The organism is Pseudomonas sp. GL_093, assembly GCF_057837605.1.
Genome location: NZ_CM174448.1, coordinates 2,170,474 through 2,183,553, shown reverse-complemented (window position 1 = coordinate 2,183,553; position 13,080 = coordinate 2,170,474). Strand labels below are relative to the sequence as shown.

The 13,080-nt window shown below is 59.2% G+C and carries 8 protein-coding genes and 1 other RNA gene; 2 read left to right on the top strand and 7 right to left on the bottom strand.

Features of this window, described 5'->3' with window-relative positions; all coding sequences use genetic code 11:
• Positions 1-5: 5 nt before the first annotated feature.
• The gene (locus AC3IUE_RS09830; RefSeq protein WP_489267026.1) at positions 6-1,706 is read right to left on the bottom strand and encodes a putative bifunctional diguanylate cyclase/phosphodiesterase; all 1,701 of its coding nucleotides are present in this window, start codon (positions 1,704-1,706) and stop codon (positions 6-8) included.
• A gap of 283 nt (positions 1,707-1,989) precedes the next feature.
• On the opposite strand from AC3IUE_RS09830, the gene AC3IUE_RS09825 reads away from it, so the two are divergent.
• Both AC3IUE_RS09825 and AC3IUE_RS09820 read left to right on the top strand, forming a co-directional pair.
• Entirely contained in the window at positions 1,990-2,304 is a 315-nt protein-coding gene (locus AC3IUE_RS09825; RefSeq protein WP_008146799.1) for a helix-turn-helix domain-containing protein, read from the top strand.
• A gap of 158 nt (positions 2,305-2,462) precedes the next feature.
• Entirely contained in the window at positions 2,463-3,368 is a 906-nt protein-coding gene (locus AC3IUE_RS09820) for a DUF2167 domain-containing protein (RefSeq protein WP_489267024.1), read from the top strand.
• 185 nt (positions 3,369-3,553) lie between these two features.
• On the opposite strand, the gene ffs is transcribed toward AC3IUE_RS09820, so the two are convergent.
• The 6 genes from ffs to AC3IUE_RS09790 form a co-directional block, all read right to left on the bottom strand.
• Positions 3,554-3,650: signal recognition particle sRNA small type (gene ffs / locus AC3IUE_RS09815), an RNA gene on the bottom strand.
• Positions 3,651-3,955: 305 nt separating this feature from the next.
• A complete protein-coding gene (locus AC3IUE_RS09810; RefSeq protein WP_489267022.1) occupies positions 3,956-5,122 on the bottom strand; it encodes a zinc-binding metallopeptidase family protein in 1,167 nt (388 codons plus the stop codon).
• A gap of 154 nt (positions 5,123-5,276) precedes the next feature.
• Complete coding sequence (gene ligA / locus AC3IUE_RS09805; RefSeq protein ID WP_489267020.1) at positions 5,277-7,634, bottom strand: NAD-dependent DNA ligase LigA; 2,358 nt, start codon at positions 7,632-7,634, stop codon at positions 5,277-5,279.
• A gap of 91 nt (positions 7,635-7,725) precedes the next feature.
• Positions 7,726-8,580 (bottom strand): cell division protein ZipA, encoded by an 855-nt coding sequence (zipA, locus tag AC3IUE_RS09800; RefSeq protein WP_056744244.1) that lies wholly within the window; start codon positions 8,578-8,580, stop codon positions 7,726-7,728.
• 258 nt (positions 8,581-8,838) lie between these two features.
• Positions 8,839-12,327, bottom strand: coding sequence for a chromosome segregation protein SMC (gene smc / locus AC3IUE_RS09795; protein WP_489267018.1), 3,489 nt, complete (start codon positions 12,325-12,327; stop codon positions 8,839-8,841).
• A gap of 2 nt (positions 12,328-12,329) precedes the next feature.
• Positions 12,330-12,989 carry a GntR family transcriptional regulator gene (locus AC3IUE_RS09790; RefSeq protein WP_046053172.1) on the bottom strand — a complete coding sequence of 220 codons (660 nt, stop codon included), beginning with the start codon at positions 12,987-12,989 and terminating at the stop codon, positions 12,330-12,332.
• Positions 12,990-13,080 lie beyond the last annotated feature (91 nt).

Here is a 13,080-nt window from a genome sequence, read left to right as displayed (position 1 = left end):
AAACTTCAGCCTGCTTGATCCAGCACCTGCCATTGAGGCGGCGCGACAAAACCCTCGACCCAGCCCACCACCTCTGCGGGCGGCATCGGCCGGGCAATGAAATGGCCTTGAGCAACTTCACAGCCCAGGCGCAGCAGCAATTCTCCGTGCTCGATACTTTCCAGCCCTTCGGCGATCACCTGCCGACCAAACGCCCGAGCCAGGCCAATGACCGCCATGGTCAGGGCCAGATCATCACGGTCATTAAGGATGTCGCGCACGAACGACTTGTCGATCTTGATGGTTTGGGTTTGCAAACGCTTGAGGTAGCTCAGGGACGAATAACCGGTGCCGAAGTCCCCCAGCGAAAACTGCACCCCCAGCGCCTGACAGGCCTGTAAACAAGCGCTGACATGCTGAATGTTCTCGATCGCCACCGACTCGACGATTTCCAGATCGAGCATCTGCGGGGCTACCTGGGCATGCCGGGTGAGCACGTGTTTGAGCCGGTCGACAAAATCCGCGCGCTGGAAATGTCGTGCCGCAATATTAATGCTGACTGGCCAGCCCTGCCCCGCTTGCTGCCAATCGTGCAACTGCGACAGGACCTGATCCATCACCCACTCACCAATGTCGATGATCAGGTCCGTTTCTTCCACCAGCGGCAAAAACTCCCGGGCCGGCACCATGCCGTGTTGCGGATGCTCCCAACGTAACAACGCCTCGAAGCCGACAACCTCGCCACGACGCATGTTCACCTTGGGCTGGAAATGCACGCGCAACTCACCGGCAGCCAGCGCCTGGCGCACTCGCTCGACCGTCTGGTGAGTGGCCTTGACCTCCTGATCCCGGGACACGTCGAACAAATGAAAGCGATTGCGACCGCGTTGTTTCGCCACGTACATCGCCTGATCGGCATGACGCAACAAGGTTTCGGCATCTTGATTGTCGTGGGGGAACAGGGTGACGCCGATACTGGCAAACACATTGACGCCCTTGCCATGCAGCGAGTACGGCGCCGAAATGGCGCCGAGCACCCGGTTCAACGCCGCACGCAGTTCCGGCAGATCTCGCACGTATCGCAACACCAGCACAAATTCGTCACCGGCCAGCCGCGCCACCACATCTTCGCCGCGCACAATGGTGCGCAAACGCTTGGCCACCTCGACCAACAGCAGATCGCCACTGGCATGCCCGTAGCCATCGTTGACCGCCTTGAAGCCGTCGAGGTCGAGCATGCATACCGCCAGCGGGATGTTTTCGTGACGGGAGAACTCCAGCGCCTGATCCAGCAAATCCGAGAGGAACGCGCGATTCGGCAGCCCGGTCAGCACGTCATGCCCCACCCGCCATTGCAGTGAATGCAGCAATTGGTGTTTTTCGCTGATGTCGAAACGAATCGAAAGATAACGGTTAACCCGCCCGGTAGCGTCATCGAGCACCGGCACCATGGTGCTGTCGACCCAATACAGGCTGCCGTCCTTGGCGCGATTACAAATCTCGCCCTTCCAGACCTTGCCCAAGGCGATGGTGCGCCACATGGCCGCGAAGAAATCGGCGGAGTGCAGACCCGAGTTGAGGAGACGATGATTCTGTCCGAGCAGTTCTTCGCGGCTATAGCCGGACACGGCACAGAACTGATCGTTGACGTGGGTGATCCGGCCGCGCAGATCGGTCTCGGAAAAAATCGCGGCGGCATCCACGGCCCTGCGGTATTTCTCATCCATGAGTCAGGCTCGCTGTGGCTAGCGGTGGTACCGCTCGACCAGTGCGGGATGCCCGGTAGAGATGTTTTTACAGGTAATGCGCGGCAACACGATATCACTCCATGAACAGTGTTTGATGGCCTCCTGATAGCAGAGATCAACTAACCTTAAAGGCCCAAAATACCCATTTTGTGCGGCAATTCTACGAAACGCATCACATTTTGCAAAGCAAGGTGATGGATCATGCAGTTGTCTAATGCAAAAATCTATCGTTAAGTTCTTGATTCTAAATGGGAATTAAGCGATGCAAATTTCAAGTTTGGGTGCGGCCATTCGGCGCTACCGCAAGGTCGCTGGGCTTACTCAGGCTGAACTCGGTGAAAAAACCGGTTTTGACCCCAAAACCATCAGCCGCTTCGAAACCGGCACCTACACCCCCAGCGTGGAAGCCTTGTTCCTGTTTGCCGATGTGTTGGGTGTGAAGCTGAAAGCCTTTTTCGCAGATTTAGGCGATGAAGATGAACAGCGGGCGTATCTGTTCGGTGTCATACATAAAGCCACCCCGAAGGATCTGGGAAAGCTGATTGCAGCGGTTGACCAGGCCTTGTCCAAGCCTTAGTGCCGGAAATGAAAAAGGCAGATTTGTCGAATCGACACATCTGCCTTTTGCTCATTCAGGCGCCTGAAAAACGCCCCTCCTGGTATTGAAGATCGTGCATAGATAGTGGCCATTCGATATTCTTCGCATGAAATTAATTCAAAATGTAAGGGAATACGATGAAACACCTCCGCCCGATCCTCATGGCAGCGCTGCTGTGCGCACTTCACGCGCCTGCGCAAGCGGCCAGCAACCCTCCACCGAAGTCCGCCGAAGTTGCCCAGGCGCAGCAAACGCCCGAACAATTTCTCGCCACACTGAAGCAGCAGCACGGCACCATCACCCTGCCCTCCGGCATTGCAACGCTGAAGCTCAACGAAGAGTTTTATTACCTGGACCCGAATGACACTGAACGCTTGCTGACCGAGGGCTGGGGCAACCCGCCCGGCCACAAGACCCTGGGCATGATCATCCCAAAAGCCGTGAACCCACTAACCGCCAGCGGCTGGGGCGTGATTGTCAGCTACAAGGATGACGGGCATATCTCCGACGAAGACGCGGCAAAAATCGACTATGCCGACCTGCTCAAACAAATGCAGGAAGAGGATGAGGAAGACAATAAGGAGCGGCAGAAGCAGGGCTATGCCGGCCTGCACCTGCTGGGCTGGGCCGAGCAACCGCACTACGACGAAACCAGCCACAAAATGTACTGGGCCCGGGAACTGAAAGCCGACGACGCCGAGGGCAGCACGCTGAACTACAGCATTCGGGTGCTGGGCCGCAAAGGTGTCCTGGAATTGAACGCTGTCGCCTCAATGGCAGACATGCCGATCATCAAGCAAGAATTACCCAAAGTCATCGCCTTCACCAACTTCACTGAGGGCAACCTGTACACCGACTACAACTCCGGCACCGACAAACTGGCGTCTTATGGCTTGGCGGCACTGGTGGGTGGCGGTCTGGCTGCCAAGGCCGGGTTATTTGCCAAGATCGGCGTTTTCCTGCTGGCAGCGAAGAAGTTCTTGATAGTGGGGCTGGTGGTGATCGCAGGCTTTGTCCGCAAGCTGTTCAGCCGCAAGGCTTAAGGTTCTGGTCCTTCCGTGCTGCCGGGTGACGCTGGCAGCACAGGATCCGCAGACGGCAGGCATGACAAATCCGCAACACAATGGCGCCGCAGACGAACAAAAATTGAGATTTTTAAAACGAGATGTATCGAAGGGTGTTGCGCGCTCAAGCCCTCGACTCTGAGGACATGGCGTTATGGAGGCAACCCCACCAGCCACACCCCGGCACACAATGTTCCCGCTGTGGCTGCTTCCTTCCGGATCTGACCAGGTTCACGGGTAATCGTTGCGGGGGGACCGATGGGATCACCATAACGACGTTCACCTGACGGCGAACGGCGCCATTGTACCTATCTGAGACGAAGTTACAACCGTTCGAGCGGATTAAAAAATATGTGCTGCTTCAAGGACATGCATATCTCTTGAAAAGATCGCGACCTGTAGCAGCTGGCGTAGCCTGCGTTCGGCTGCGCAGCAGTCGTCAGTACGGTGATCGTGTTTTGCCTGAAAAACCGCATTGTCTGATTTTACGGCTGCTGCGCAGCCGGACGCGGCCTCGCAGGCTCGACCGCTGCTACATTAGTGAGCGCCGTGGCGGGGGGGGGGGGTTAAAGATCTTGCAACACCTCATCCGCCCGGCCGCCCTCTTGCTGGATCACCAGGTGGATGAAGTGCAGCTTGGCGATCACTGCCGGCGGCAGGACGAACGGATAGAAATCCGGCTGCCCCATGCTGCGTGACAGTTCATTCAGCATCCCGGCCAGTTCGATCCACGCATTGACGAACGACAGGAACGCCGCACCGCCGGGATGCTGTGGATCGTAGAGGGTGCTTGGGGGGAACGGCTGATAGTCGAAGTCCATCTCCCTGGCACTCATCCCGAACCCCAACGCCGTATCCACCGCGTCCATCATGTGCAGGTAGTGAGCCCAGGTTTCGGCCCAATCCTCCCACGGATGCATGGTCGCGTAGGCGCTGACGTAATGTTGCTGCCAGTCGAGCGGCGCACCTTGCCGGTAATGCCGCTCGAGGGCGTCGGCATAGCTGGCGCGCTCGTCACCGAACAGGCCGCGGAACGGTTCCAGCCAATGGCTGTTAGCGATCAGCCGATCCCAGTAATAATGCCCGACTTCATGACGAAAATGCCCGAGCAGCGTGCGATAAGGTTCGTGCATCTGCACCCGAATCTGCTCGCGATGAGCGTCGTCGGCTTCTTTGATATCCAGGGTGATCAGACCGTTGGCGTGACCAGTGGTCGGCGGCTTGCCTTCGAGGTCGACACCGATGAAATCGAAGGCCAGGCCAGTCTCTTCGTCCACGGTTTTGGGAATCACCTGTAAACCCAGACTGACCAACTGCGCGACCAGACGCCGCTTGGCCGTTTCGACCTTGCGCCAGCGTTCGTGGTTTTCGGCAATCGACAGGTCGGGGATGGTGTGGTTCAGGCTACAGGCGATGCATAACGCATCGTGGTCATTGGCGGGCAACAGCCAATTGCACGCGGCCGGGGAATCGAGGTTGGCGCAGCGGCGCCAGACACCGGCTTCGAGATCGACGTCGAGCAACCAGGTATCAGCCTGCAAGCCTGGCTGCAGCGACGATAGGCGACTCTCCTCCGGTTGATACCCCAACGCCGCCGAACATGCCAGGCACTGGCTGTTGCGAAAAAACAGCGACTGCCCGCAGCGGCACTGCCAGACCTTGCTGTTACGCGAGCTTTCGCCGATGAAGGGCGCGGCGATGCGTGTACTGAGCTGTTCGAAGAAGCGGTACATGGCGATCTCTCCCTGGGGCTTGCCAAGACTAGATCATTCCCGCGCGAAGATCGTTCCCACGCTCTGCGTGGGAATGCCGCCCCGGACGCTCCGCGTCCGCTGTGACGCGGAGCGTCACGGGATGCGTTACCACGCGGAGCGTGGGAACGATCGACTAAACAGAAATACCGTGCTTACTCAGGAATTCGACAAACGCCTCTTCATCCAGAACCTTCAACCCCAGCTCATTGGCCTTCGCCAACTTGGAACCTGCACCCGGCCCAGCGACCACACAATGGGTCTTCGCCGATACCGAGCCCGCTACCTTGGCACCGAGGCTTTCAAGTTTGTCCTTGGCGATGTCGCGGCTCATCAACTCCAGCGAACCGGTCAGCACCCAGGTCTGCCCAGCCAGCGGCAAGCCTTCAACGACTTTCTTCTCGCTCTGCCAATGCATGCCGAAATCGCGCAGCTGTTTCTCGGCGGCTTCAGCAATTTGACGATGTTGCGCAACCGCAAAGAACTCCCGAACCGAAGTGGCCTGTTTCTCCGGCAGCGCCTGACGCATATCCAACCAGTCGGCGCTGAAAACCCCTTCAAGCGAACCAAACTTGTCCGCCAATTTCTGCGCCCCACCCGGCCCCACCGAGGGAATGTGCAGCTTGTCGAGGAAGCCACCCAACGTAGTGCTGGCAGCAAACTCGGCGCCAAGCTCACCCTGATCCTGAATTTGCATGCCGTGCTTGAGCAGGTCCTTGATCACCTGCTGGTTATGCGCATCTTCAAAGAAGCTGTGAATCTCGTGAGCCACTTCCAGGCCGACATCCGGCAAGTACGTGAGCACTTGCGGCAACGCCTGCTGAACCCGCTCCAGCGAGCCGAGAGAACGCGCCAGCACCTTGGCTGTCTCTTCGCCGACATCGGGAATTCCGAGGGCGTAGATGAAGCGTGCTAGGCTCGGCTTCTTGCTGTCTTCGATGGCGCTGAGCAAGTTCTTGCTCGACAGCTCGGCAAAGCCTTCGAGGTCAACGATCTGCTCGAACGTCAGGGCGTATAGATCGGCCGGCGAATTCACCAGGCCTTCATCCACTAACTGCTCGACGCTCTTCTCACCCAGGCCTTCGATGTCCATGGCGCGACGGGAGACGAAGTGAATGATTGCCTGCTTGAGTTGCGCACCGCAGGCCAGACGACCGACGCAGCGGTACACCGCGCCTTCGCTGACGGTCTCGCGACCTTTGCTGCGTTTGACCAGTTGCGTGCGCTCGACATGCGAGCCGCAGACCGGGCATTTCTCGGGAATCTGTACGGGGCGTGCGTTGTCCGGACGGCGCTCGATGACCACTTGCACCACCTGCGGAATCACATCGCCTGCGCGGCGGATGATCACCGTGTCGCCGATCATCAGGCCCAGACGCGCCACTTCGTCCATGTTGTGCAGCGTCGCGTTGGCCACGGTCACACCGGCGACCTTGACCGGCTTCAGGCGCGCTACGGGCGTCACCGCGCCGGTGCGGCCGACCTGGAATTCCACGTCGAGCAATTCAGTGAGTTCTTCCATCGCCGGGAATTTGTGCGCGATCGCCCAGCGCGGTTCGCGAGCACGGAAGCCCAGCTCACGCTGAGAGGCAATGCTGTTGACCTTGAACACCACGCCGTCGATTTCGTAGGGCAGCGAATTTCGGCGCTCACCGATGTCGCGGTAATAATCCAGGCATTCAACGATGCCATGAGCCAGTTTCAACTCATGACTGATCGGCATGCCCCAAGCCTTGAGCTGCTGCAGATTGCCAATGTGCGTATCAGCAATATCGGCCGAAATCTGGCCGATGCCGTAGCAGCAAAATTCCAACGGACGGTTGGCGGTGATCTTCGAATCCAGCTGCCGCAAACTACCCGCCGCCGCGTTGCGCGGGTTAGCGAAGGTCTTGCCGCCGACTTCAAGCTGCGTGGCGTTGAGGCGTTCGAAACCGGCCTTGGACATGAACACTTCGCCGCGCACTTCCAGGGTCGCTGGCCAGCCAGTGCCGTGCAACTTGAGCGGAATGTTGCGCACGGTACGCACGTTGACGCTGATGTCTTCGCCGGTGGTGCCGTCGCCGCGAGTCGCGCCGCGCACCAGCACGCCGTCCTGATACAGCAAGCTGACCGCCAGGCCATCGAGTTTGGGTTCGCAGCTGTATTCCACCGCCGCACCGCCGCCGAACAAGTCGCCAACCGGCAGGTCGAGACCTTCAGTTACCCGGCGATCGAACTCGCGCATGTCGGTTTCTTCGAAGGCGTTGCCGAGGCTGAGCATCGGCACTTCGTGACGCACCTGTGTGAACGCCGACAGCGCCGCGCTGCCGACGCGCTGGGTTGGCGAGTCGCTGGTGATCAGTTCGGGATGGGCTGCTTCGAGGGCCTTGAGCTCGTTGAACAACCGATCGTATTCGGCGTCCGGAATGCTCGGTTCGTCCAGCACGTGGTAACGATAGTTATGCTGATCCAGCTCAGCGCGCAGCTCTAGAATGCGGTTTTTGGCGGCGGTCATGGGTGTTCTCTCATAAAGCAAAAGAGCAGCCGAGGCTGCTCAATCTATTTTGCTGATCGTCCCGCGCGCGGCGCGGGAACAACCTTTTGAATCAACGCTTTTGGGTCAAGGCGCGACGTTCGAACTCAACGATGCGCTGACGGTAGTGCTCAATCGTCTGGGCAGTCAGCACGCTGCGCTGGTCGTCTTTCAGTTCGCCGTTCAGCTCCTGGGACAGTTTGCGCGCCGCGGCCACCATCACGTCGAAGGCTTGCTTCGGATGACGTGGGCCTGGCAGACCGAGGAAGAAGCTCACTGCCGGTGTGCTGAAGTGGTCGATGTCGTCCAGATCGAAAACGCCGGGCTTGACCGCATTGGCCATCGAGAACAGGACTTCGCCGTTGCCGGCCATGCTTTCGTGGCGGTGGAAGATGTCCATCTCACCAAAACGCAGACCGCTTTCCAGAATATTCTGCAACAACGCCGGGCCTTTGAAGCCGGCGGCGTCGCGGCAGATCACGCTGATCACCAGCACTTCTTCGGCTTGCGGTTGTTCCTTGTCGCTGGTCGAACTCGAAGCCTTGGTGTCATCCGGGAAATCGTCGTCACGGCTGCTGAAGCTCGGGCCGCCGTCCAGATCCAGACTGAGGTTCATGTCGCCCTGCGAAGGCTCACCATGGCCACGCTTGCCGCGCTTGGAGCCCGACTCACGCGGCTCACGAGCAGGCATGCTCACCGACGGCAGATCGTGCTCGTCCAGTTGCGGCTCTTTATGCGTATCCAGCACGCGTGGCGGGCCCAACAGCTCGGCGCTGGTGTCCTCGTCCGGCAAGTTGGACAAACTTCGGTCGAGACGGAATTTCAGTTTCCCCTTGCCGCCGCGCATGCGACGCCAGCCATCGAAAAGAATACCGGCAATGACAATAATGCCGATGACGATCAGCCACTCGCGCAGACCGATTTCCATGTAATCCCGTGCCTCTATAAAAAATGCTGAAAAATAAGGGGTTTACAACTCGCAAACCGCTTTAAAACGTGGCGCCAACTCTATGTTCTGACAGGCGTTTTGCCCACGTATACGAAAAATTGACATTAAACTAGCACGACCAAAGGCAACTTTACACCGTCTGTCACAACGGCTTGCGCGAATATGTCGATTGGCCAGCAAGTCAGGGCAGGTAAATAAGTCCTACAACTCAAAAATACCTCTCCGACAAGCGCCGACTCAGGCATCCACCATCGCCATCGCCTCCTCGACATCCACGGCCACCAGACGCGAACAACCCGGCTCGTGCATCGTCACCCCCATCAGTTGCTCGGCCATTTCCATGGCGATCTTGTTGTGGGTGATATAGATGAACTGCACCGTCTGCGACATCTCTTTGACCAGCCGTGCGTAGCGTCCAACGTTAGCGTCATCCAATGGCGCGTCAACTTCATCGAGCATGCAGAACGGCGCCGGATTCAACTTGAAGATGGCAAAAACCAGAGCCAATGCGGTCAGGGCTTTTTCGCCACCGGAGAGCAAATGGATGGTGCTGTTCTTCTTTCCTGGCGGCTGCGCCATGATCGTTACCCCTGTATCGAGTAGATCTTCGCCCGTCAGTTCCAAATAGGCGCGTCCTCCACCGAAAACTTTTGGGAAAAGGGCCTGTAAACCGCCATTGATCTGATCAAAGGTATCTTTGAAACGGTTTCGGGTTTCCTTGTCGATCTTGCGAATCACGTTTTCGAGCGTATCCAGCGCCTCGACCAGATCGTCGTTCTGCGCATCCAGATAACGTTTACGCTCGGATTGTTGCTGGTATTCGTCGATGGCCGCCAGGTTGATCGCACCGAGACGCTGAATCCGCGCAGCAATGCGCTCCAGCTCTTCTTCGGCGTCCTTTTCATTGGCTTCAGCCGTCAGCGTGGCGAGCACGCCATGCAGATCGTAGCCGTCTTCGAGCAACTGATCTTCGAGCGCTTTGCGGCGCACGGTCAGGGCTTGCCATTCCATGCGTTGGGTTTCCATCTGGCCGCGAATCAACTGGGATTGCTGCTCCGCCTGACTGCGACGTTTTTCCGCGTCACGCAGTTCACGGTCGGCGTCTTCCATAGCGATCTGCGCAGTCTTGAGTTCTTCGTCGACGGTCATGCGCTTGTCGAGCAACTCTTCAAGTTTGAGGCGCAACTCCTCCAGCGGCGCTTCGCCCTCCTCCAGATTGAGGCTGAGCTGTTCGCGCTTCTCGGTCAGACGCTCGGACTGCATTTCCAGACGTTCCAGCGCCTGACGCGTCGAGTCATGTTGCGCCTTGAGCGACCCCAGACGTACCGCCAGTTGATGCGCGTGGTCCTTGTGCTGCCGGGCTTCCTGCCGCACCCGATCGAGTCGCTCGCGCAAGCTGTCGCGCTGAGCCAGCAGCAACTCGCGCTGCTCGGTGTCCAGCGCCATGCTGTCGAGGGCTTCCTGCAATTGCAGACGCGCCTCGCCGATATTTTCGTGTTCCAGAGCGCGTTGCTCAGCCAGCTCGGTGAGCTCTTCGTCCAGTCGTGTACGGCGCAAGGTCAGTTGTTCGGCCTTGGCTTTGCCGGCGGACAACTGGGCTTTCAACTCACCTTGCTGACGGGCTTCGTCTTGCAGCAGACGGCGCAGATGTTCACGACCGTTTTCCTGCTGACGCTGTTGCGCCCTGAGATTCTGAAGTTGGGTTTCCAGGGTTTCGACCGTGGCTTCGCGCTCTTCGCGCTCAAGGCCCAAACGCTGGATTTCCTGACCACGAGCCAGCACACCGCTTTCCGCTTCGCTGGCCCGGCGCACGCGCAAAAAGTGTCGACCGACCCAGTAACCATCGCGACTGATCAGACTCTCACCAGCAGCCAATTGACCACGCAAAGCCAACGCCTGTTCGAGGCTGTCGACCGGTTTAACCTGCCCCAACCATGGCGCCAGATCGATCTGCGCTTCGACTTTATCGAGCAAGCTGCCGGGCACGCGCACGCCATCAGTGGCGGGGCTGAGTAAACGCAAATCGCCCTGGGCAAAACCGGCCAGATCGAAGTCACCAAAGTCATCCACCAGCACCGCTTGCAGGTCGGCGCCGAGCACGGTTTCCACCGCCAGCTCCCAACCGGCTTCGACTTTCAGGCCTTCGGCCAGACGCGGACGGTCCGCCAAATGTTGTTCGCGCAGCCATTCAGCGGTGCCGGTGCCCGGATCGAGTGCGGCTTGCTGCAAGGCTTCAAGGGAGGCCAGGCGACCGTTCAGACGCTGCAAATCGCCCTGAGCCTGTTGCTGATTTTGCAGCGCTAATTGCAACTCCTGACGCAGTTGCTCGAGGCGTTCGACCTGGGCTTCTTCACTGGCCTGCAAATCTTCCAGCGTCGCTTCACTCGCGGCCAATTGCTCGCTGAGTTCCATGATCGCCGCGTCTTCCGGGTCCGCCGAGAGCAAGGCGCGCTCTTCGCCGAGACGCTTCTGACGATCGGCCAGTCGCTCCATGCTGGTTTCCAGCTGCTGGATCCGCGACTGCTGAACTTCGGATTGGCGACGCGGCTCGGCGGCCGTCAGGTTGAAGGTGTCCCACTGTTCCTGCCAGGCATGCATGGTGGTTTCGGAGTCTTCCAGCGCAGCGGCAGCCTCTTCGGCGGCGGCGCTGGTGACTTCCTGTTCAGGGGTGAGCATGTCCAGCTCTTCGCCCAGTGTCAGCAGCAAGGTGCGGTCGTGGCCCAGGTGAGACTCGGTTTCCAGACGCGCGCGTTCGGCTTCTTTCAGGTCGTCCTGCAATTGGCGCAAACGCTGCTGACCGTGCTGGATGCTCTGCTCGACCCGGGCGATGTCGCCGCCGACCGAATAGAAGCGCCCCTGCACCAGATTGAAGCGTTCGGACAGGTCGTGATGCCCGTCCCGCAAGCGTTCGATAGCTGCATCGGCATTGCGCTGCTCGGCCACCAACGCTTCGAAGGTGACTTCCTGAGTGCCGATGATTGCTTCGCGCTGACCGACCTGTTCATTCAGCGCCTGCCAGCGCAGGGCCGACAGTTGGGCCTTGAGCTGACGCTCCTCGCCCTTGTATTCCTGATACTTCTTGGCGGCCTCGGCCTGGCGGTACAAGCGTTCAAGCTGACGCTCGAGTTCTTCGCGCAGGTCGGTCAGGCGAGCCAGGTTTTCGTGGGTGCGGCGGATGCGGTTTTCAGTCTCGCGCCGACGCTCCTTGTACTTGGAGATGCCCGCCGCTTCTTCAATGAAGTTGCGCAAGTCTTCCGGCTTGGACTCGATCAGCTTGGAGATCATCCCCTGCTCGATAATCGAGTAGCTGCGCGGGCCGAGGCCGGTGCCGAGGAAGATATCGGTGATATCGCGACGGCGGCACTTGGTGCCGTTGAGGTAGTAAGTGGTCTGGCTGTCGCGGGTCACTTTGCGGCGAATGGAAATTTCCGCGTAGGCCGCGTATTCGCCGAGCAGGGTGCCGTCGGAGTTATCGAACACCAGCTCGATGCTGGCCTGGCTCACCGGTTTACGGCTGGTCGAGCCGTTGAAGATGACGTCGGTCATCGACTCGCCGCGCAGGTTCTTGGCCGAACTCTCGCCCATCACCCAACGCACGGCGTCGATGATGTTCGACTTGCCGCAACCATTGGGCCCGACCACCGCCGCCATGTTACTGGGGAAGTTCACCGTGGTCGGGTCGACGAAGGATTTGAACCCCGCCAGTTTGATGCACTTTAGCCGCACGCTTAAGCGTCCGTCAGGGCGGAGACCACCAGATCACTGCTGCGCTGGGCATACGCCGTCAGCACAATGCGGATCTGCGGAAAATCACGGGCCAGCACGGCGGCGAGCAAGCGTTCGAACAACTCCAGGAACTCGCTCATCGACGCCTTGCGCTGTTCCAGGGCGAGGAAATACGCGCGGCTCATGGCCGGCTGCAGATTCTCGACGGTTTCCTGCAAGTACGGATTGTTGGCGAACGGATACGCGGCGCGCATCACACTGAAGCTGTCGTCGACAAAGGTGCGAATGTCCTGGCGCTCGTAGCTGGCGGTCAGGCGCTGCTGGATTTGCACGAACGGCGCCATGTCGGCCTGGACTTTCCAACCGCTGGCCACTGCATTGCCCAGCAGGATGTAAAGCTCGCTCATCAGCGTGCACAGGCTCTGGACCTTGTGAACCGTGAGCTCGGTCACGTGGGCGCCACGTCGCGGCAGGATCGCGATCAGGTGGCGGCGCTCGAGGATCAGCAAGGCTTCACGGACCGAACCGCGGCTGACATTGAGGGCCAGCGTGACCTTCTGTTCCTGGATGCGCTCCCCGGGCTTCATTTCGCCACGAATGATGCGTTCGGCGAGGTGGTGAGCAATTTGCTCGGCGAGGCTGTCCGGCGCCTTGAACGTCATGGTTGTCCTTCAAACTCTTCGATCTGCACAAGCGGCGCAGTGTAGCGCACATGAAGGGTCATGGCGGAGTGCCCACTCAGCGGTTTTTGGC